The sequence below is a fragment of the Streptomyces sp. VRA16 Mangrove soil genome, from assembly GCF_017377775.1.
Lineage (GTDB): Bacteria > Actinomycetota > Actinomycetes > Streptomycetales > Streptomycetaceae > Streptomyces.
The window spans coordinates 1-20,770 of sequence record NZ_JAFVLN010000031.1 but is presented as its reverse complement, the minus strand read 5'-3'; the positions used below and the strand labels follow the sequence as shown (position 1 = coordinate 20,770).

Sequence of the window (20,770 nt, the reverse complement as noted above, 5' to 3'; positions counted from 1 at the left end):
CGGCCTGCTCTGTGCTGCTCAAGGAGGCGCACTTGCCGCTGCCTCCGATCGACAGCAGGCTCGTCACCACCGCCGAGACGACACTGACGCTCGCCGTGGTGAGCGAGTCGCACGTGCTGAGGAACCGACACCACCGCTCGCTGCTCGGACCACTGCCCACCAGGCTGGCCGCTGGCCGGTCACCATCTGCGTTCCTGGCGCGGCGTGGCCGCGTGGGGCGTGGCAGTGGTCAGCGAAAACTGGCTCCGTAGGCGTCGGTGGTCTGCCAGATGCGCAGGGGTGCGGTGGGGCCGGGCCAGACCTCGATGAGGTGGTGTTCGAGGGGTGTGTGGTCGTCGAGGATGAGTTGTTGGTGCCCGAGGTCGCGGCCGCGGGCACAGACGCGGATGCGGCAGGGGTGGCCTGCGGTGTGGGCGAGGGGTGGCAGGGGGTCGGTGTCGTGGGCGTCGGTGATGCCGGGACGGGTGCCGGACAGGTGGAGGCCGGCTTCGACGATGTCGTCCCAGGCGTCCAGTTCGGGTGGGGGAGGGGTGGTGGTGTGCTGGGTCAGAGTGACGCGGACGGGGCCGAGTTCGGTTCCGGTCATGATGAGGGCGAAGTGCCCTGGACGGCTGATGCCGTGGCCGGCGGTGAGTGGTGCGAGGAGTCCGTTGAAGCCGGTGTAGGAGAAGCCCGAGGTGTCGAACTCGTCACCGCGCACGTAGTACTGATGGTCGCTCGCCCACAGCAGGGCGGTAGCAGTCGTCGTCATCGGGGCCCCTCCGCGCGGCAGGCGTCGTTCTTGACGATTCGGTCGGCACTGTAGAACGACGACAGCAGGCCGCCCTGTCGATTCTGTTCGTCGCCGGGCGCCCAGACTCTGCGCAACACACAGGAACCACCTTGAGTGCTGGGGGTGAAGAGGCGTTCGTCACGGAACATGGCCGGCCGGCGGTGTTGTGGTGGGCGCGTTCAATCTGCGCGCTGAGCGTCGAGCGCATCCGGCACATCATGGAGAGTGATACGACCCGGCCGCTGAACCTCGGCACCGGCGAACCGGTCACGGCCACCGGCTTCGCCCGCATGATCGAGGACTTCGCCGCGCCGCCCGCACCACCTACCTGGGGCTGACCCCGAGCGACCGGGAACCAGACGGTCCCGGCCGCGATGCCACCGCTCGGGACAGCGGCCGTACTGCTCGCCCTGCGCTCCTGAGCGAGGCGAGGCCCTGCCGAGCCGACGCGGTCGGCGGGGCCTCGCGGCCACGCTTCCTGAGGGACCGCTCGATGGCGGCCGCACTTGGCTCCTGCCTGCGGGCGGAGCGAGGGACGGGCGCGGGCCGGCCTTCCCTGCTCGTGCCTGGGCGGTCCCTGCACCACGTGCCGTAGTCCGACGTGCCGGGCCGGTTGCCGCGCCGCTGCTACGAGCGCGAGCCCGAATCTGCTACCGCAGACTCGACCAAGGAGAGGTTCTTAGGGCCTCGGTGCTCCTACGGCCGGTCGGGACCGTCACCGAGGCTCCCCGGGGTTCCGGGCGGGGTGGGTGCGGTGATGCCGCTGCCCCCACCGCTGCTGTAGTGGGTGCCGAGCTCGTGGTGATACTCGCTGTCGCCGAGGTGCTTGTTCTTGTCGAATTCCGGAGCGGCCTTGATCTGGGCCTTGGTGCGGCCGACGCTGATGGTCTTTGCCTCCGCGTCGATGCCGGTGATCGTGCCGGCGGGCAGCAGGACCTCCTTGCCGAAGATCCACACGCCGGTGTCGACCACGAGGTACTGGTCGCCGACGTCTTGTGAATGCTTGTCGACCTTGCCGATGCTCCCGTCCGTCGCCTCGACCTTGTATCCGGTGAGATCGGCGCCCGGGGTGTAACCGGCGGCGGACGGGTAGTTCCAGATGTTCTCGCTCATGAGTCATCCTCCACAGATCGTGGCGCACGGATGATCGATACCTTTTGCACCTTGCATCCGCATTTATTGCTCCAGCTCGGGTTCCCTGCCGCGCCCGGAATAACCGGCCTGCCGAGCCGTCTTGCGCGGACGGGGCCGGGAGACTGGAACGAACCGCGTAGGGCCGCGGGAAGCACGGATCTCCAGCCGGGCACCCTGCTGGACGGGGTGACTCTGGCCAGGCATCCGTGTGGCACCCGCTGACCGGGCGTCTCGGATGGAGTGTGCAGCGGCCCCGCACGCGCCACGTGCGGGGCCGGACCCGTCTCAGGCCGTCGCGGCCCGTCACCGGCACCGTGGGGTGGGCGACCACCGCGGTGGCCGCGGCCAGCGGCATCTGGCCGGAGGTGCCCGCGCCGGGCAGCACCATTGTGAGCGCGGCCCCGCACAGCGCAAGGCCCATCACGGCGGTCGCCGACGCGCAGACGCCGAGCAAGACCGCGGGCACCGAACCGAGCCCGGGAGCCCGGCGCAGGCGATGGCCACGGCGCCGCCGAGCAGCAGCGCGGGAATGATCGGGCCGCCACGCAGACTGCCGAGACCGTGGCCCCAGGCGAGGCCCTTGCACACGGTCAGTCCCGCGAGGGTGGCAGGCACCTCTCACGAGCGTCACCGACCCGTGGGGCCCGTGCCCCCTCGCGGGCTCACCTCGCGCGGGCCGTCAGCTGCTCCACCACCGCGCCCAGCAGCTCCGCCGGAACCCGCAGCGCGTGCAGTGCCGAGATCTTCGACGTCAGCGGGCCGGGGGCGGTCACGATCCGCCACATCTCCAGCTTTGTGGGGTTGTCGAACTGGGCGGCGCCAAGGATGCGTCGGACGTTGTCGGCCGTGCGGTCCGGGTGGAGGGGGGAGCCGAGCTTCACCTCGATGTGCGTACCGGCGTCGGTGGCGGCCTCGACCGTGACGCTGAACCGCCCCGGCTCTCCGGTCACCTCGATCGGCCGGCCGTCGGCAAGGGCGGGGCCCGCGGGCAGGTCGGCCAGGAAGGTGGCCGTCCAGGTGCGGGTGGCGGGGACGATGCCCTCGGGGCCCTTTGCGGGGCCGATGCGCAGGGTGCCGGAGTCGGCGTTCCACTCCAGGGCCGTGGTGACCGTGCGCAGGTTCGTGCCGTCGCCCTGCCCGTCGTCCTCGATCAGGGTGAAGGTGCCGTTGTCCGAGGGGGCGATGAGCAGTTCCAGGTGCTCGGGGTTGCGGGTCGCGTCCAGGTCGTCCGGCCCGGCCAGCGGGAGGATGCCGCCGCCGCGCAGGAGGGCCGGTACCCCGTCGAGGCCCCGGTGGAGTTCGATGTGGCGGTCGCCGTCGTAGACGGTCCCGGTGAAGATGTCGGTCCAGGTGCCGGGCGGCAGCCAGGCCGGCGCGGCGGAGAGCAGGGTCACCGGATCGCGGGGCGTGGTGATGGGGGAGACCACCAACTCACTGCCGAAGGCGAACTGGTGGGGCACCTGGTACGCCTCGTCGCGCTCCGGCTCGATGTGGTACATCGGGCGCACCAGCGGGGTGCCTGTGGCCGCGACGTGGTTCATGGTGTGCAGATAGGGCACGAGCCGGTGTCGCAGGCGCAGGGCCTCGCCCATCGCCTGTCGGGGCTCGGCCGGGAACTGCCAGGGCTCCTTGCGGATGAACGGGTTGCTCGCCGAGTGCAGCCGCAGAACAGGGGAGAAGACACCCAACTGCAGCCAACGGGTGGCGAGTTCGTCGTCACGGACGCCCCGCGTGTGCCCGCCGATGTCGTGACTCCACCAGCTGTAGCCGATGTTGGCCGCCGACGCGGTGAACTCGGTCTGGAAGGACAGGGATTCCCAGGAGACGACCGCGTCGCCGGAGAAGCCGACACCGTAGCGCTGGCTGCCGGGACCGGCGTATCGGGAGAACGCCATCGGGCGGCGGCCCTCGCGTCCGGAGTCGAGGAAGTGGAAGTGGTTCAGGAGCCACAGCGGGGTGTTGAAGATCGGTGCGTTCTGGTCCAACGCCAGTATCGGTCCCGTTGCCCGTTTCGGGCACCTGTCGAGGTGTGCGAGGTACGTCCGCGGCGCCTCGGTCCGCGACCTGTCGGTGGGACAGTCCTCAGCCTCGGCCCGTGCTGCGCAGGGCTGCCGCGATGTGGCTGTAGCCGGGGACGGCGGGCTCGCCGGCCTTCTCGTGGTGGACGGCGTGGGCGAGGCCGAGTTTGCCGCCCGTGGGGAGGGTGCGGTTCGTGGTCCACAAAAGGGCCCGCAGCTGTTCGTCCTGGACGGAGAGGAGTTCCTCGCTGCGCCCCGGTTCCAGGCCGTTGTCGGCGCACCAGTCGGCCACGGAGGTCCAGAACTCGGTCAGCGAGTTCCAGCAGACCGCGCTGCGCGGTGCGAGCAGGGCCTCGACCTCGTCCCGGGTGCGGAACTGAGGCAGGCCGTGGGAGGTCAGGTTCTGGATGTTCTCCAAGAGACCCACGACGAACTCGTAGTCGGCCTCGTCCGACAGCAGGGTCTCGGCCAGGGCCAGGACTTCGGGGAGCGTGTCGGCGTCGCGGTGTGCGGCGTGGAAGGCGGCCGTCCGGCAGGCCGCGAAGTCCGTGATGCCGCCGACCGCCTTGGGGTTCAGGCCCGCTGCGACGAGGAGTTGGCGGGCTCGGGGTGCCGGGCGGCGGCGTGAGAAGAACATCGGGTCATGATCGCAGACCGGGGCGCCGGCCCGGGGCCTTGCTCTGCCTCCCCGCCTCCCTCCCCGGCATACATGGGATCTCTGTCGTCACAGCCCTTACTATCAGCACCCTCCTGCGTCATGATTCCTCGGAGTTCAGCGAAGAGATCCGAGCAATGTGCCCGTTGGAGGGAACGATGACGTCTCGTCGCCAGATCCTCGGTGCTCTGGGAGCCACCCCTGTGATCGCGACTCTCGGCAGCGCCGGCGCGCACGCCTCCGCCGCCGCGCCGGCACAGGCACCGGCAGCCGGTGAGAGCCGCGTCCGGCCCGCCTCGATCATTGCGATCAGTGCGGAGGACACCCCGGAGCAGATCATCGCCAAGGCCGCGAACGTCGTTCCCCGCAAGGGGCAGCTCGCCTGGCAGCGGCGGGAGATCACCGCGTTCACGCACTTCGGGATGAACACCTTCACCAACCGCGAGTGGGGGTCGGGCGCCGAGGACGAGGCGACGTTCTCGCCGACCGCTGTCGATGCCGACCAATGGATCCGCACGTACAAGGCCATGGGCGCCGAGCTTGCGATGATCACCGCCAAGCACCACGACGGGTTCACGCTCTTCCCCAGCCGCTACACGCCCCATTCGATCCTCAAGAGCCCAGGACAGCCGAACGTCGTCCGCAGATACGTGGAAGCGGCGCGCGCCCACCAGCTGCGCGTGGGGATCTATCTCTCTCCTTCCGACGGCTCAGAGCTGCCGCATGCCTGGCACGCCACGTGGATCGCGTCGCTGCGCAAGAAGCAGGCCGAGGGCGGGACGCTGACCTCGGTGGAGCTGACCGCGCTCGCCGACGGCGACCGTGCCCCCGGCGGCCTCGGCCGGTTCGGCAACGGCAGCGCGGTCAAGGAGCACACCATCCCCACCCTGGTGGAGGGCGACGACCGGGCCGACGACGTGCGGTCAGGGAAGCTGCCGACCTTCACCGTGCACGTCAACGACTACGACGCGTACTACCTCAACCTGGTCTACGAACTGTTCACCGAGTACGGGCCGCTGGACGAGTTCTGGCTGGACGGCGCCAACCCGTGGGCCGACGCCGGGATCACGCAGGAGTACCGCTTCGACGCATGGTTCCGGGTGATCAGCGGCTTGTCGCCGGACACCGTGGTCTTCGGCGGTCCGACCGGCATCCGCTGGGTCGGCAACGAGAGCGGGATCGGCCGCGAGACCGAATGGAGTGTGGTGCCGACGACCGCCGACCCGTGGACGTACCACGGCGAATGGCTGCTGCCGCACGGCCCCACCGCCGCCGACATCGGCTCCCGGGCCCGGCTCACCGAACCCGGCGTGACCCATCTGTCCTGGTTCCCCGCCGAGGCCGACGTCTCCAACCGGCCCGGCTGGTTCCACCACCCCGGCCAGCAGCCCAAGACGGCGGATCAGCTCTTCGACCTGTACGAGAAGAGCGTCGGACGCAATACGACGCTGCTGCTCAATGTGCCGCCCTCGAAGGCGGGCACGATCGACGCCGAGGACGTCGCCGAGCTGACCGCGTTCGGGCAGCGGGTGCGGAAGGTGTACGGCGGGCCGGTGGCCAGGAACGCCGACGGGACGACGACCTTCGACCGGGTCGCGGTGCGCGAGGACATCGAGTACGGCCAACGGGTGGAGGAATTCGCCGTGGAGGCCGAGATCGACGGGGTCTGGGGGCGGATCGCCACCGGCACCACGATCGGTCACCAGCGGATCCTGCCGCTGGCGGCACCGGTCACCGCGAGCCGTGTCCGTGTCCGCGTCCTCGCCTCCAGGGCGGAGCCCCGGTTGGGGCGGATCACGCTCCACCGGGCGACCGGCTGAGCCGACCGTACGCGGACCGCCCGCGCCTCGACGTCGGATCCGATCCGGCGCCTGTCGGAGAACACCCGGCGCCTGTCCGGGAGCGAGGTGTCCCCGGACAGGCGCGACGCACAGCACAGTTCTCCCCACCACCCTCACCGCCCGGATCATGGTGCGGACTCACATACCCGTCAGGCCCCGCCGCGGCGAAGGTGTAATGCACCAGCCCCGGGCGGCAGCGTCGGGCAGACCGTCGGGACGCGGCCGGCGCAGCCTGGGCCGAAAGACGGAGAGGGAACGAGAACGTATGGACAAGGTGGTGGATTCGGTAGCCGACGCCGTGGCCGGCATCCCGGACGGGGCGACGCTCGCGGTCGGCGGTTTCGGACTGTGCGGGATCCCGTCGACGCTGATCGCCGAGCTTGCCCGGACGCGGGCGTCGGGACTGCGGGTGGTGTCCAACAACTGCGGAGTCGACGACTGGGGCCTGGGGCTGTTGCTCCGGGCGGGCCGCATCGCGCGGATGACATCGTCGTACGTGGGCGAGAACAAGGAGTTCGCGCGCCAGTACCTCTCCGGTGAACTGGAGGTGGAGCTGACGCCGCAGGGCACCCTCGCCGAGCGGCTGCGGGCCGGCGGCAGCGGGATCCCGGCGTTCTTCACCCCGGCCGGGGTCGGCACGCAGGTCGAGGAGGGCGGGCTGCCCTGGCTGTACGCCGCGGACGGCAGCGTCGCCGTGGCCTCTCCGGCCAAGGAGGTGCGCGAGTTCGGCGGGCGCCGGTACCTGCTGGAGGAGGCGATCACCGCCGACTTCGCACTCGTCCGCGCCGAGGTCGCCGACCGGCACGGCAACTGTGTGTTCCACAGCGCCGCCCGCAACTTCAACCCGCTGGCCGCGATGGCGGGCCGCACCACCCTGGTGGAGGCCGAACGCATCGTGGAGGCGGGGGAGTTGGCCCCGGACGCCGTGCACCTCCCCGGTGTCTACGTCGACCGGATCGTCGCCGCCGACCCCACCGACAAGCGCATCGAGCGCCGCACCGTCCGCCCCGCCCTCCAGGAGGCCTGAGCCATGGCACTCGACCGCGACCAGCTCGCCGCCCGCGCCGCCAGGGAGCTGCGCGACGGACAGTACGTCAACCTCGGCATCGGCCTGCCCACGCTGATCCCCAACCACCTGCCCGACGGCATCCACGTCGTGCTGCACTCCGAGAACGGCATCCTCGGCGTCGGCCCCTACCCGGTCGCCGGCACCGAGGACCCGGACCTGATCAACGCGGGCAAGGAGACCGTCACCCTCCAGCAGGGGTCCTCGTCCTTCGACTCCGCCTTCTCCTTCGGGATGATCCGCGCCGGACGCATCGACGTGTCGGTCCTCGGCGCCATGCAGGTGTCCGCCACCGGAGACCTGGCGAACTGGATGATCCCCGGGAAGATGGTCAAGGGGATGGGCGGGGCCATGGACCTCGTCCACGGGGCGCGCCGGCTCATCGTGGTGATGGAGCACACCGCGAAGGACGGCACGCCGAAGATCGTCGACGAGCTGAGCCTGCCCGCCACCGGGCGCGGCGTCGTGCACCGCGTCATCACCGATCTTGCCGTGCTCGACGTGACCCCCGACGGCCTCGAACTGGTGGAGCTCGCGCCCGGCGTCGGCGTGGCCGACGTCCAGGCGGCGACCGTGCCCGAACTGCGCGTCCCGGCCGGTATCGACCCCGTACGGGATCGGTCCCGTACGCAGACCCGAGGGACCGGCCCACGCGCTGCGGCGCTCTGCGGGGGCGGCGGCCAGGGCGACGCCCTGCTCCCGAAGGCCTGAGCGGGTCGGGGAAGCAGAGGTGGGTTCCCCGGCCCGCTCAGGCGGAACTGGGCCGCCCCAGCCGGGAGATGAGATGGATCCGCAGCGCCAACTGGATCTCCAGCGCCCGCTCCGGGCTCTCCCAGTCCCGGCCGAGCAGCGCCCCGATCCGTTCGATGCGCTGCACCACGGTGTTGACGTGGACGTGCAGCAGATCCTTGGCCCGGATGTGGCTGCCGCTGACCGCGAAGTAGGCCTGGAGCGTGCGGACCAGCTCGGTGCCCCGGCGCTCGTCCCAGTCGAGGACGGGCCCCAGGATCCGCTCCACGAACCCGCCGGTGTCCTGCTCCTTGCCGAGCAGCACGCCGAGAAAGCCGAGGTCGGCGGCGCACGCGCCGTCCCCGGACAGGCCGAGCACCAGCATCGCGCTCAGACAGCGGCGGGCCTCTCGGTAGAAGCCGGGCAGCGCGGCCGGTCCCCGGCAGGGTCCGGCCGCGACCACGCTCACCGGCGCGCCGAGGCCCTGCGAGAGATGGTCGGCGGCGGCGCGGGCGGCCTGGCCCGGCTCGGTGCCGTCGTCCGGGACGAGCATGACGGCGTGCTGTTCGTACTCGCAGCACAGGCCCTCCCGGCCGAAGAGGTACTGCTGGGCCCCGGCCGTCAGCCGGCCGTCCGGGTCCGCCGCGCACTGCGCCACGAGCATCAGGTGCGGGCGCGTCAGGTCGACACCGAGACGGTGGCCGCGCTCGGCGAACAGCGCGGGGTCACGGCCCGCTCCGTCGAGCAGATCGGTGAGGAGCTCGCCGCGCACCCGGTTCTCGGTCTCGGCGACGGTCCGGCGCAGCAGGAGCAGCAGCGCGGTGATCGTGCCGGTGCGTTCGAACAGGCGCCGGTCCGGGCCGTCCAGGTCGGGCCGCCCGTGGAAGGCGAGACTGCCGAGGAGCTCCTGCCCGGCCAGGACGGCGCAGTACCAGGAGTCGCCGTGCCGCACGGAACGCCCCTCGGCGCGGGCCCGTGCGACGGCCCCGGACAGCGCCCCGAGGTCGGGTACCGGCGCATCGGCCGGGCCGCCGGCCCGCGCGAGCACGTCGCCGCGCGGGTCGAAGAGGGTGAGCGGTCCGCCGAGGAACTCGGCCACCGCGTCGGCCACTTCGGACACGTCCGAGCCGCGCAGCACCAGATCGGTCAGCCGGTCGTGCGCCTCGGCGGCGCGCTGCGTCGCCGCCGCGTGGTTCTGGATGACGGTGTTGGCCTCCGTGAGCTCGGCCGCGGCGGCCTGGGCGTCGTCGAGCGCGCGGGCGGTGTCGATGGCGATGGCCGCGTGCGCGGCGAGCGAACCGAGCAGCGCCACCTCGTCGGGCGAGAAGGCGCGCGGTCCACGGTCCGCAGCGAAGAGCACGCCGATGACGTTCCGGTTGCCCGCAGGGCCCGAGCCGAGCAGCAGCGGTACGCCGAGGATGGCGACGAGACCCTCGTCCAGGACGCCGTAGTCGATGGCCTCGGTGTGCTGGAACCGTTCGTCGGTGCGGTAGTCGGGGGACGCGTACGGGCGCATGGTCTGCGCGACGAGACCGCCGAGCCCCTCACCCAGCTTGAGTCTGAGCGTCTGGAAGGCGAGCGACACCGAGCCGTCCGTGACCCGCATGAACGTGTCCTGGGCGGCCTCGTCCACCAGCGTCAGATACGCGGTGTCCGTGCCGAGCAGGGTGCGGGCCCGCCGCACGATCGAGTGCAGTACGGCGTCGAGATCGCGCAGCGCGGCCAGGTCGCCGGCGGTGTCGAACAGGGCGGTGAGTTCGGCCTCGCGGCGGCGCTGGCGGCGCAGCACCTTCCGGACGCCCAGGGCGGCCGACACCGCCCGGTCGATGTCCTCGATCTCGCGCTCGCCGACCCCGTCGGTCCTGGCCCGCGCGGACACGGCCGTGTACGCGTCGGCGGAGGCATCGGTGGCCAGCAGCTCCACCAGGCGGCGCAGGGCGGCGGTGGGGAGCGCGGTGGTCTGGGACATGGGGCGAACCTCGGGCGGGAGTGGGGGGCTGGGCGTGCGGTGGGGCCGGCGGACGGCCCGGCCCCGTTCATGGCCGTCACGGTAGGCAGCGCACGGAGACCCGGACATGGTGCGAGACACCATGCCGAACGGTGCACAAGTGGCGTCCGGCCATACGGCCCCCGGTGCGGACAGCGAGCACATCGGGTCCCCGACACCGAGAGCCACGAACGCTGCAACTGCTGTCCGCCGTGGGCGCGCAGGCGCTGCGCCGACGGGGCGCCGTCCGGGATCCGTCAGCCGAACCAGACGACGAGCCGCACGTTGGCCGGCCCGTGCAGATCGCCGAGCGTGCGCATGATGTCCCACGCGGGCCCCCAGTGCGTGCCGTCACCGGCCACCTGCGCCCGGGTCCGCACGCCGGAGGCATCGGTCTCCTGCCAGTCGACGCAGAGCAGTTCGGCCCAGGTGATCCAGGTGGTGCCCGCGTCGTACGGGTCGTCCGCGCCGTGGTCGGCGGTCAACGTCTCGGAGGCGTCCGCCGGGAGGCCCCGGCCCTCGGCGAGCGGCCGCCACCCGTAGGTGTTGCGCACGCCGAAGAGACAGGAGAGCGCGTCGTAGGCGTTGCCGACGTCGAGCAACCACAGGTCGACGGCGGCGTGCCACAGGGAGTCCTCGTCATCGGGACCCCACAGACGGGCACCGGGTCGGCATTCGATGACGCCGTTGAGATCCGTGGACATGCCGCGATTCTTCCGGACGCCCCCGTCGGACGCCGCCGAATAATCCGCGTGCCCCTGCGGCACCGGCCCGCCTAGCGTGGACCCATGAGCCAGGACATCGGGGCAGAGGTGCGGGAGCGGGTGCGGCGGATTCGGCGGCATCCTGGGGCGGGTGAGGTGTTCGGCGTCCGTGGGCACGGATTCCGGCTCGGAGACGTGCTGGAAGAGGGGCAAGTGCGGGAGCTGGAAGGCGAGTTGGGCTGTCGGCTGCCGGAGGCGTACCGGAGCTTTCTGCTCCGCGTCGGCAGGGGTGGGGCCGGGCCCGACCACGGGCTGATGACACCCGTGCGGGAGGAGGACGGGTGGCGGTGGCGCGGGGCCGGGCTCGGCTACCCGGGGCAGCCGACCAGCGCCGAGTTCGCCGGCCGGCCCTTCGTGGCGGAGGCGGTGCAGCGGGACATCGACGCGCTCGACGCCGCGGAGCCGCGGGAGGACGCGTTCGAGGACGACGACGCGTTCCGGGAGGCGTTCGCCGCGTGGGACGCGCAGTACGAGGAGCTGTACGACGCGCAGGAGGCGGGCACGGTGTTCCTGAGCGAGCAGGGGTGCGGTTACACGTCGCTGCTCGTGATGACCGGCCCGCACCGGGGCGAAGTGTGGGAGGACCTTCGCCCCGCCGACTGCGGCATCGTGCCGACCGGCCTCGACTTCGGCGCCTGGTACCTGAAGTGGCTCGCCCGGACCGAGCAGCAGCTCGGGCTCGCGCCGGCCGCGAGCTGAGCCCCGGACCGTCGTGCCCCGCCGGACGGGTGACGTTCGGCGGAACATCGGCCCCGCCGGAGGGCTGAGCCCCCGCACGGTGGGCAAGGAACCGCCATGACCACTCCCGACACCGCCGCCGCGCGGCAGCACGTCGAGGAAGAGCTGCTCCAGCGGGTGCTCGCCTCCTTCGACGCCACTCCCGACGCCCGCCTGAAGGAGGTGATGCAGGGCCTCGTCCGGCATCTGCACGCCTTCGTCCGCGACGTCCGCCCCACCGAGGACGAATGGCAGCGGGCCGTCGACTTCCTCGCCGCCGCGGGACACATCACCACGGACACACGGCAGGAGTTCGTCCTGCTCTCGGACGTGCTCGGCGTCTCCATGCAGACCGTCAACGTCAACCACGAGGCAGGCCGGGACGCCACCGAGGCCACCGTCGTGGGCCCCTTCTACGTGGACGGCTCGCCCGAGGTGCCGCTCGGCGGAGACATCTCCGCGGGCGCGTCGGGCGAGCCGTGCTGGGTGGAGGGCACCGTCACCGACACCGAGGGCAAGCCCGTCGCCGGAGCCCGTATCGACGTGTGGGAGGCGGATGCGGACGGGTTCTACGACGTGCAGTACGACCACGGTCGCCTCGCCGCCCGCGGTCGTCTGCACACCGACGAGCACGGCGCGTACCGCTTCTGGGGTCTGACCCCCACCCCGTACCCGATCCCGCACGACGGCCCGGTCGGTGCCCTGCTGCGGCAGACCGGGCGCGCACCGCTGCGCGCCGCCCATCTGCACTTCATGGTGAGCGCGCCGGGCCTGCGCACCCTGGTGACGCACATCTTCGTCGAAGGCGACGAACTCCTCGCCTCGGACGCCGTGTTCGGGGTCAAGGACTCCCTGGTCAAACCCTTCGAGCGGCAGCCGGCCCACGCCGCCACACCGGACGGCCGCGACACGGGCGGCCGGGCGTGGACGCGGGTGCGGTTTGACGTCGCCCTGGCCCCGGCCCGCGCCGAAGGAGCCTGACGCGCCATGGACGAGCAAGAGGCCGGGACCGGCCTGCGGTTCGAGCACGAGGCGCCCGCGCAGCGCGTCCGTTTCGCCACCGGCGGCGCGGCCGAAGCGGTGCGCGAGGAAGTCGAACGGCTGGGCGGGGCACGGGTGATGGTGATCGCCGCGCCGCACGCGGCAGGACCCGCCGAGAAGATCACCGCGACGCTCCCGGTGGTGCACCGCCACGGCGACATCGCGATGCACGTCCCCGTCGCGACGGCCGAGCGCGCCCGCGCCGCCGCGGCCGAGCACCGCGCGGACACCCTCGTCTGTGTCGGCGGCGGTTCGGCCACTGGCCTCGCGAAGGCGGTCGCGCTCACGACGGGACTGCCGATCGTCGCCGTCCCGACCACGTACGCCGGTTCCGAGGCGACCCGTGTGTGGGGTCTGACCGAGCACGGCCGCAAGACGACCGGCACGGACCCCCGGGTCCTGCCCCGCGCCGTCGTCTACGACGCCGGGCTCACGCTCTCCCTCCCGGCCGCCCTGAGCGCGGCCTCCGGGCTCAACGCGCTCGCGCACTGCGTGGACTCGATGTGGGCGCCGCGCACCGACCCCGTGGACCAGGCGCTGGCGGTCGAGGGCATCCGGGCCCTGAACAGCGGACTGCCCGCCGTGACGGCCGACCCGGGCGGGCTCGCCGGTCGTGAACAGATGCTGTACGGCGCCTACTTGGCGGCCGTCGCCTTCTCCTGCGCAGGATCGGGCCTGCACCACAAGATCTGCCATGTCCTCGGCGGCGCCCACGGCCTGCCGCACGCCCAGACCCACGCCGTCGTCCTGCCGTACGTCCTGGCCTTCAACGCGCCCGCGGCGCCGGAGGCCGAGCGCCGGATCGCGGCCGCGTTCGGGGCGCCCTCGGCCCTCGCGGGCCTGCGGCGACTTGGTACGTCCGTAGGGGCGCCGACCGCCCTGCGTGACCTGGGCCTGGCCGAGACCGACCTCGACGCGGCGGCCGCCGCGTCCCTGGCGGCCGCGCCCCCGTCCAACCCGCGCCCAGTCACCCTCGACGCCCTGCGCCGTCTGCTGCGGGCGGCCTGGGCGGGTGCGGATCCCTCAAGGCCGGATCCGTCAAGGCCGGATCGCTCGGAGCCGGGTCCGTCGGACGCGGCTACGCGGGAGGGCCGCTGCGGCTGTCGGCCGTGAGCACGCACCGCGTTCCGCTGTAGATCGTCGGCATGCACTTGTTGCAGTGGATGCACAGCGAGCGCGTGCCCGGATCCTTCTCCATCCGGCGGATCAGGTCCGGCTCGCGCAGCAGTGCCCGTGCCATCGCGACGAACGAGAAGCCCTCCGCGAGCGCCAGCTCCGCCGTCTCGCGGCGCGTGACGCCGCCGAGCAGGATCAGCGGGAGGTCGAGCGCGGCCCTGAACTGGCGCGCGCTGTCCAGGAGATACGCCTCCTCGTAGGGGTACGCGCGGATGAAGCGGCCGCCGACCGCGCGGACCCCCAGCCGGACCAGCGGATGGCGCATCGCCGCCGCGAACTCCCTGAGGGGCGCGTCGCCGCGGAACAGGTACATGGGGTTCAACAGGGAGCTGCCCGCGGTGAGTTCGAGGGCGTCGAGGCTGCCGTCCGCCTCCAGCCACCGCGCCACCTGGAGGGACTCGTCCAGCCACAGACCGCCGGGGACACCGTCGTCCATGTTGAGCTTGGCGAGCACGGCGACGCGGTCGCCGACGGCTTCGCGCACCGCGCGGGCCGCCGCACGGGCGACCCGGGCGCGGCCCGCGAGGCTGCCGCCGTACTCGTCGGTGCGGTGGTTGAGCAACGGGCTGAGGAAGGAGCTCGCGAAGTAGTTGTGGCCGAGGTGGATCTCGACCGCGTCGAACCCCGCCTCGACGGCGAGCCGGGCCGCGTCGGCGTGGGCGCGCACGACGCGGGCGATGTCGGCGCGGCTCGCCGCCCGGATCCGGGTCAGGCTCTGGGCGCCGATGCGCGCGGACGCGCTGAGGGCGGGCAGCCCGTTCGAGCGCGGGTCCGCGACCGGGCCCGCGTGCCCGATCTGCGCCGAGATCGCCGCGCCCTCGGCGTGCACGGCGTTCGTGAGGCGGCGCAGCCCCGGCAGCACCTCGGGGCGCATCCAGATCTGATGCCGCTCGGTACGGCCCTCGGGCGCCACCGCGCAGTACGCGACCGTGGTCATCGCCACCCCGCCGGCCGCATGCCTGCGATGGAAGGCGATCAGGTCGTCCGAGACCTGCGAGCCCCGCGTCATCCCCTCGAACGTGGCGGCCTTGACGAAGCGGTTGCGCAGCGTCAGCGGTCCGAGCCTGGCCGGCTCGAACAGGGCGGTGGGTGGCGCTGTCATGACGGTCTCCCGAAGTGAAGGGTGCGGGTGAACGGTGCACGAACGGGGCGCGGAGGAAGAGCGGTCGTCTCGGTGGGCCTGCTACCGGTGCAGCGGCGTCGGCTGGGCGTCGGGGCGCATCGCCGCGTCCGTGCCCCCGTCGACGTAGAGGACCGCACCGGTGGTGAAGCGGGCCTCGGGGCGCAGGAACTGCTCGACCCAGAAGGCGATGTCCGCCGGCTGTCCGAAGACGCCGAGCGGCATCGGGGTGGGGAAGTCGTCCGCGTCCGGGACGCCCTCCGCGCCGGTGGATCCGGTCATCAGCGGGGTGAGCACGGCGCCCGGCGCGATCGCGTTGAGCAGGACGCCGCGCCGGGCCCACGGTGCGGTGACGGCGGTGCGCCGTACCCAACGGGCCAGCGCCAGCTTGGCGGTGGCGTACGCCATGATGCTCGGCGCGGTGCGCAGCACCTCCGCGGGCAGGGCGCTCCGCACGGCCTCCGCGCGCTCCCTGGCCCGCCGCTCGTCGCCGGACAGCAGCAGGTGCAGCAGCGCGTCGTCGATGACAGGGACGGTGCTCGCCGAATTGGAGCCGATCACGACCGCGCGGCCCGCGCCGGACCGCTCCAGGGCCGGGCGCAGCGCCTCCAGCAGGGCCACGGGGCCGAAATAGTCGATCGAGACGACGTCCGCGGCGCTCGGCAGGTTCGGGCCGACCCCGGCGATCGCGGCCACGCCGTCCAGCCGGTCGTCACCGGCGAGCGCGAGCGCCTCCCGGGCCGCGTGCGCGCGGCCCGCCGCGGTCCCCAGATCGGCGACCACTTCGGCGTCGCGCAGGTCCACGCCGATCACGCGGTGTCCGGCCGAGCGCAGCCGGGCCGCGGTCGCCGCGCCCATCCCGGACGCGGACCCGGTGATCACGTACGTGCTGCCCATGAGCGGCCCCTCCGGCGTCGGCGACTCGGCCAAGCAGAATTCAATCACTGATTGGAAGGTGGTCGGAAGGGGTCGCGGGCCCGTGGTGGAATGGGGCGCATGACCCACCCGGACACCCCGACGCGCGAGCGGCTCCTCGACGCGGCGAAGCGGCTCTTCCTGGAGAAGGGGGCCGACCAGGTCTCCCTGCGCGCCATCAACGCCCGGGCCGCGCTGAACCCGGGAGCCGTGCACTACCACTTCGGTTCGCGCGAAGGACTGGTGACGGCCCTCCTGGAGCGGGAGTTGAAGCCGCTGTGGACGGACCGGATGCGGCTCGTCGGCGACGGCAGTGGCACCGGCCCCGCGGTGACGGAGCTGGCGGCCGCCCTCGTGGAACCCTTCGCCGAGCTCGTCGCGAGCCGCGACGGCCGGGTGCTGTGCCATCTGCTGGCCCGCTCCGCGCTGCCCACCGGTCAACTCCCGCACGCCTCCAGCCTGTTCGTGCCCGCCCCCTTCGAGGTCATGGTCGGGCGGGCGCTGCCCCGGCTGACGCCGCAGGAGGTCACCGAACGCTGTCGGCTCGCCTTCACCCTCGTCATGGAGACGTACGGCAGGCCGCTGGCGAAGATGCCCGCGGAGGAAGCGGCCTTCCCGCGCACCAGGACCGTCGTCGCCTTCGTCGCGGCCGGTCTCACGGCGCCGTCGACCGTCGGGCGGGCGCACGACTGACGGGACCGCGCCGCTCACGCCGAGCGGCGCGGCGGCGGTCCGGGGACGGGCCGCAAGGGGTGGACGGGCGGCCCGCTCCTGGCGGGACCGAAGGGCCGGGTGAGATGGGTGAGGAACCAGTCCCGGGTCAGCCGGGCGGACGTCTCCAGCGCCTCGGGTTCGGTGAACTCGTGGGAGCCGCCCGGCACCACGGCGAACCCGGACTCGCACGCGATCCGGCCGGACGCCTCCCGGTTCACCTCGACGAGCTCGGTGTCCCGGCTGCCCACGACGAACAGCACCGGGGCCCGCAGCCGCGCCGGTGTCGTCCGCCCGACGAGGTCGGGGCGGCCGCTGCGGCACACGACGGCGAGCACTTCGGAGCCGGGCGCCGCGGCGGCCTCCAGGGCGGCGGCCACCGCGGTGTCCACCGCGAAGTAGCAGACGGGCAGCTCGGTGTGGCGGTGCAGCCAGCGCGTGGCATCGTCCAGACGCGTCGTCAGCAGCCGCAGCGCGAAGGCCGTGTCGGCCTGGTACTCCTCCTCGCTCCCGGTGAGCAGATCGAGCAGGAGCGTGCCGAGCCCGGCCCGGTGCAGGGCGGCCGCCAATGAGCGGCTGCGCGGGCTGTACCTGCTGGTGCCGCTGCCATGGGCCAGCAGCACCACGGCAGGCGCCGAGTCGGGCACCGCGAGCTGACCGGCGAGCCGGGCGCCCGCGGCCGGTACGAAGACCTCCTGGCTGAGATACGACGGATGGGTGGTCGCGACCCGCAGCCGTGGCGTGGGGACGGGCTGCGCGGCCCGGGCGACCAGGGCCTCCACCTCCTCGTCCGACGTCTGGGTGAAGTCGTCGTACCAGGAGCCGATCGCGCCCAGGTCGTGCAGCGCCTGCGGGCAGTGCACGGCGTCCGCCACCGTCTCCTTCAGGCGCCGGACCGTGGCCAGCGACGCCACCGGTGCCGCGAGCACGACACGCGACGCGCCGTGCAGCCGGGCGGCCCGGCAGGCCGCCGTGGCCGTCGCCCCGGTGGCCATCCCGTCGTCGACGATCAGTGCCGTACGCCCGGTGAGCGGGACGGGGTCGTGCAGCGCGCGCCAGCGGTCCGTGCACCGGTCGAGCGCGTCCCGGGCGGACTTCTGCACGGTGTCCCGGGTCGCGGCGTCGAGCCGCGACCGCTGGATCACGTCCTCGTTGTGGACGCACACCCCGCTCTCGGCGAGCGCGCCGAACGCCAGCTCCGGCTGCCACGGCACCGCCAGCTTGCGCACCTGCAGCACGTCCAGCGGGGCACCCAGCTCCAGCGCCACCTCGTACGCCACCGGCACCCCGCCGCGCGGCAGACCGAGCACGACCAGGTGATGGCCGCGCAGCGAGTCCAGATACCAGGCGAGCCGTCGTCCTGCCGCCCTGCGGTCGTCGAAGCGCATGGCCACCGCCTCCCGGTGTCGCGCGCGGGACCCCGGCCCGATCGTGCCGCAGAGCGCGGGACGTCGAGCAGGGGCCGGCTCCCTTTCCCCATTGCAGCGCGGCGGCCCCGCGGGGGCCACGGGCGGACCGGCCCTGCCGGGGGCCGATGGTCCCGCGCCGACCGGCGAAAGGGCCGGTCGGCACCGGAACGGAGACCTCCGGCCCCTGTCGTCGCCGGGCCCGCCGCTCCACCCTGGCCGCAGGGTTCCGAAGAGTCCGTCGTCCGGCGCCGTCGGGGAGGTGGCACAGATGCCCGCCACACTGATGAACGCGGCCGTCCTGGAGACCTGGCTGTCGGCCGCGGTCGCCGCACCGTCGATCTTCAACACCCAGCCGTGGGACTTCCGGCTCGACCCCGACGTCCCCGCACTCGACGTGCGGGCGGCGCGCGGTCGCAGCCTGCGGGCCGCCGACCCGGCCGGGCGCGCCCTGCACCTGTCGGTGGGCGCGGCCGTGTTCAACCTGCGGGTCGCCGTGGCCCGGCACGGCTGGGTCCCCGTGGTCCGGCTGCTGCCCAGGCCCGACGACCCGGGCCTGCTCGCCCGCGTCCGCCTGGAACAGGGGCCGCTGCGCGGCGGTGACCACCGCGACGATCTGTACGAGGCGATCTGGCGGCGGCACAGCAGCAGGTTCCCGTTCGCCGACCGGCCGGTGCCGGCGTACGTACGCGCCGAACTGGCCGAGGCCGCGCACGCGAGCGGGGCCGTCCTCGGGTTCCCCGCGCCGGCCGAGCGGGCCCTCCTGCTGCGGATCACGGCGGAGGCGGAGGACCGCAACCGCAGCGACCCGGAGCGGGCCACGGAGAGCCGCCGCTGGGTGCACAGGGAGCCGGCCGACCGCGCCGACGTAGGTCTGCCGCGCGCCACGCTCGGACTGCAGGACGCCCAGGAGCGGCTGCCGATGCGGGACTTCACCGCACAGCGCCACCTGGAGCGGCTGCCCGCGGCGGAGTTCGAACGGCAGCCGGTGATCGGCCTGCTGAGCACGGCGCACGACCGCCGCACCGACTGGCTGCGCGCCGGACAGGCCCTGCAGCACGTGCTCCTGGTGGCCACCGCCCACGATCTGCGCACCTCGCTGCTCCACCAGGCCATGGAGTGGCCCGACCTGCGCCGCAGGATGCGCCCCGCGCCCGAGCACTCCGGACACGTGCACATGCTGGTACGGCTGGGATACGGGCCCCAGGGCCCCGCCGCACCGCGCCGAGCCCCCGACCGGCTCCTCCAGGAGCCCGTACGGCACGAGGGACGGGTGTAGCCGATGGGCCGGCGACTGCCGCGCGCTGTCTACGAGAAGGAACTCCTCAGGCTCCAGGTCGAGTTGGTGAGGCTCCAGGAATGGGTGCGGACCGAGGGCGCCCGCCTCGTCGTGGTCTTCGAGGGCCGCGACGCCGCGGGCAAGGGCGGCACCATCAAACGCGTCGCCGAACACCTCAACCCGCGCGTCGCCCGGATCGCCGCGCTCCCGGTCCCCACCGAGCGTGAGCGCACCCAGTGGTACTTCCAGCGCTACGTGGAGCACCTGCCCGGCGCCGGGGAGATCGCCCTGTTCGACCGCAGCTGGTACAACCGCGCCGGGGTCGAGCACGTCATGGGCTTCTGCACCGCCCCGGAGTACCGGCGCTTCCTGGCCCAGTGCCCGGTGTTCGAGCGGCTGTTGACCGACGACGGCATCCTGCTGCGCAAGTACTGGTTCTCGGTCAGCGACGCCGTCCAGGAGGAGCGCTTCCGCAACCGGCTCCGGGACCCCACCCGCCGCTGGAAGCTGTCCCCGATGGACCTGCAGTCGATCACTCGCTGGGAGGCGTACTCCCGGGCCAAGGACGAGATGCTCGCGCACACCGATGTGCCGTACGCACCGTGGTACGTCGTGGAGAGCGACGACAAACGCAGCGCCCGCGTCAACATGATCGCCCACCTGCTCTCCACCGTGCCGTACCACGAAGTCCGGCCCTCGGTCCTGGAGTTGCCGCCGCGCCCGGCGCCCACCGGCTACCGCAGGACGCCCCGGGAACGGCAGACGTACGTGCCCGACCACGCGGCCGGGCTCGTGCGGCAGGGCCCGTCCGGAGCCGGAGAGCGGACCAGCAGGCCCTAGGCGACGGGGCCGCACCCGACGGACGCTGAAAGTGGCCCACAGGGTTCTCTTCGAAGGAGGTTGGAGATGGCCGGAATGCTGGAGTGGCGGCCGTCGCTGCTGCCCGACCTGGTCGACTGGATCGAGTCGGGTCTCGGCGGACTGCCGGTGCACCGGACGGCTCCCGGGGTGCAGGGCATCCGGATCGAGGAGCAGTTGACCGAGGACGCGTACACGCTGCGCGCCGAACTGCCGGGCCTTGACCCGGAGAAGGACCTGGAGATCAGTGTCACCGGTGATGTCCTCACCCTGCGCGCCGAGCGCAGCGAGGACACCGCTCGGGGGCACCGCACCGAGTTCCGCTACGGCACCTACGCTCGCGCCGTCCGGCTGCCGGCCGGGGCGCTGACGGAGGACACGGGCGCCGAGTACAAGGACGGCATCCTCACCGTGACCGTTCCGCTCGCCAAGGCCGACACGGCCGGCACCCGGACGATCCCGGTGCGGCGCGAGACACCGTGAGGTCGCACGGGACGAGCCGACGAGTCGACGAGACGAACCGGTCGAGCCGAGGGGCGGGACGCACCGCGTACGGTGCGTCCCGCCCCCCAACAGGTGGG

General features: G+C 72.9%; 19 protein-coding genes. 10 read left to right on the top strand and 9 right to left on the bottom strand.

All coding sequences use genetic code 11. The features are described from left to right. Positions 1 to 229: 229 nt before the first annotated feature. From J3486_RS42845 to J3486_RS42830, 4 genes are all read right to left on the bottom strand, one after another. Positions 230 to 751, bottom strand: a complete 522-nt coding sequence (locus tag J3486_RS42845; RefSeq protein WP_207830129.1) for a hypothetical protein — start codon at positions 749 to 751, stop codon at positions 230 to 232. Positions 752 to 1,468: 717 nt separating this feature from the next. Further along, positions 1,469 to 1,885 (bottom strand): PRC-barrel domain-containing protein, encoded by a 417-nt coding sequence (locus J3486_RS42840; protein ID WP_229379543.1) that lies wholly within the window; start codon positions 1,883 to 1,885, stop codon positions 1,469 to 1,471. A gap of 683 nt (positions 1,886 to 2,568) precedes the next feature. After that, positions 2,569 to 3,891, bottom strand: coding sequence for a TIM-barrel domain-containing protein (locus J3486_RS42835; RefSeq protein ID WP_229379542.1), 1,323 nt, complete (start codon positions 3,889 to 3,891; stop codon positions 2,569 to 2,571). Between the two features lie 97 nt (positions 3,892 to 3,988). Then, positions 3,989 to 4,561 (bottom strand): hypothetical protein, encoded by a 573-nt coding sequence (locus tag J3486_RS42830; RefSeq protein ID WP_207830126.1) that lies wholly within the window; start codon positions 4,559 to 4,561, stop codon positions 3,989 to 3,991. Between the two features lie 176 nt (positions 4,562 to 4,737). On the opposite strand from J3486_RS42830, the gene J3486_RS42825 reads away from it, so the two are divergent. From J3486_RS42825 to J3486_RS42815, 3 genes are all read left to right on the top strand, one after another. After that, complete coding sequence (locus J3486_RS42825) at positions 4,738 to 6,399, top strand: alpha-L-fucosidase (RefSeq protein ID WP_207830110.1); 1,662 nt, start codon at positions 4,738 to 4,740, stop codon at positions 6,397 to 6,399. Between the two features lie 286 nt (positions 6,400 to 6,685). Beyond that, positions 6,686 to 7,447: a CoA transferase subunit A gene (locus tag J3486_RS42820; protein ID WP_207830107.1), complete on the top strand. Its 762-nt coding sequence runs from the start codon at positions 6,686 to 6,688 to the stop codon at positions 7,445 to 7,447. A 3-nt stretch (positions 7,448 to 7,450) separates the two neighbouring features. Further along, entirely contained in the window at positions 7,451 to 8,197 is a 747-nt protein-coding gene (locus J3486_RS42815; RefSeq protein ID WP_207830104.1) for a 3-oxoacid CoA-transferase subunit B, read from the top strand. A gap of 37 nt (positions 8,198 to 8,234) precedes the next feature. Here J3486_RS42815 and J3486_RS42810 read toward each other — a convergent pair whose 3' ends face one another. Both J3486_RS42810 and J3486_RS42805 read right to left on the bottom strand, forming a co-directional pair. Beyond that, positions 8,235 to 10,184: a GAF domain-containing protein gene (locus J3486_RS42810; RefSeq protein ID WP_207830101.1), complete on the bottom strand. Its 1,950-nt coding sequence runs from the start codon at positions 10,182 to 10,184 to the stop codon at positions 8,235 to 8,237. Positions 10,185 to 10,459: 275 nt separating this feature from the next. Beyond that, positions 10,460 to 10,906, bottom strand: coding sequence for a hypothetical protein (locus J3486_RS42805; protein WP_207830087.1), 447 nt, complete (start codon positions 10,904 to 10,906; stop codon positions 10,460 to 10,462). An 84-nt stretch (positions 10,907 to 10,990) separates the two neighbouring features. Here J3486_RS42805 and J3486_RS42800 point away from each other — a divergent pair, with 84 nt between their 5' ends. The 3 genes from J3486_RS42800 (at position 10,991) to J3486_RS42790 (ending at position 13,837) form a co-directional block, all read left to right on the top strand. Further along, the gene (locus J3486_RS42800; RefSeq protein ID WP_207830084.1) at positions 10,991 to 11,665 is read left to right on the top strand and encodes an SMI1/KNR4 family protein; all 675 of its coding nucleotides are present in this window, start codon (positions 10,991 to 10,993) and stop codon (positions 11,663 to 11,665) included. Between the two features lie 96 nt (positions 11,666 to 11,761). Then, the gene (locus tag J3486_RS42795) at positions 11,762 to 12,664 is read left to right on the top strand and encodes a dioxygenase (protein ID WP_207830068.1); all 903 of its coding nucleotides are present in this window, start codon (positions 11,762 to 11,764) and stop codon (positions 12,662 to 12,664) included. Between the two features lie 6 nt (positions 12,665 to 12,670). Then, the gene (locus J3486_RS42790; RefSeq protein ID WP_229379540.1) at positions 12,671 to 13,837 is read left to right on the top strand and encodes a maleylacetate reductase; all 1,167 of its coding nucleotides are present in this window, start codon (positions 12,671 to 12,673) and stop codon (positions 13,835 to 13,837) included. On the opposite strand, the gene J3486_RS42785 is transcribed toward J3486_RS42790, so the two are convergent. After that, the gene (locus J3486_RS42785; RefSeq protein WP_207830065.1) at positions 13,803 to 15,002 is read right to left on the bottom strand and encodes an NADH:flavin oxidoreductase; all 1,200 of its coding nucleotides are present in this window, start codon (positions 15,000 to 15,002) and stop codon (positions 13,803 to 13,805) included. The genes J3486_RS42790 and J3486_RS42785 overlap by 35 nt on opposite strands. An 81-nt stretch (positions 15,003 to 15,083) precedes the next feature. Beyond that, positions 15,084 to 15,917, bottom strand: coding sequence for an SDR family oxidoreductase (locus J3486_RS42780; protein WP_207830062.1), 834 nt, complete (start codon positions 15,915 to 15,917; stop codon positions 15,084 to 15,086). A 99-nt stretch (positions 15,918 to 16,016) separates the two neighbouring features. Between J3486_RS42780 and J3486_RS42775 the strand changes: the two genes are divergently transcribed. Then, complete coding sequence (locus J3486_RS42775; protein ID WP_207830059.1) at positions 16,017 to 16,628, top strand: TetR/AcrR family transcriptional regulator; 612 nt, start codon at positions 16,017 to 16,019, stop codon at positions 16,626 to 16,628. A 14-nt stretch (positions 16,629 to 16,642) separates the two neighbouring features. Here the strand turns inward: J3486_RS42775 and J3486_RS42770 are convergent, their stop codons facing one another. Then, a complete protein-coding gene (locus J3486_RS42770; protein WP_207830056.1) occupies positions 16,643 to 18,034 on the bottom strand; it encodes a phosphoribosyltransferase family protein in 1,392 nt (463 codons plus the stop codon). Between the two features lie 289 nt (positions 18,035 to 18,323). Here J3486_RS42770 and J3486_RS42765 point away from each other — a divergent pair, with 289 nt between their 5' ends. The 3 genes from J3486_RS42765 to J3486_RS42755 all read left to right on the top strand — a co-directional run bounded on the left by J3486_RS42765 (position 18,324) and on the right by J3486_RS42755 (position 20,672). Beyond that, entirely contained in the window at positions 18,324 to 19,331 is a 1,008-nt protein-coding gene (locus tag J3486_RS42765; RefSeq protein ID WP_207830053.1) for a nitroreductase family protein, read from the top strand. Between the two features lie 3 nt (positions 19,332 to 19,334). Further along, complete coding sequence (ppk2, locus tag J3486_RS42760) at positions 19,335 to 20,171, top strand: polyphosphate kinase 2 (protein WP_207830036.1); 837 nt, start codon at positions 19,335 to 19,337, stop codon at positions 20,169 to 20,171. Positions 20,172 to 20,237: 66 nt separating this feature from the next. Beyond that, on the top strand, positions 20,238 to 20,672 hold the full coding sequence (locus J3486_RS42755; protein ID WP_207830020.1) for an Hsp20/alpha crystallin family protein: 435 nt from the start codon (positions 20,238 to 20,240) through the stop codon (positions 20,670 to 20,672). Positions 20,673 to 20,770 lie beyond the last annotated feature (98 nt).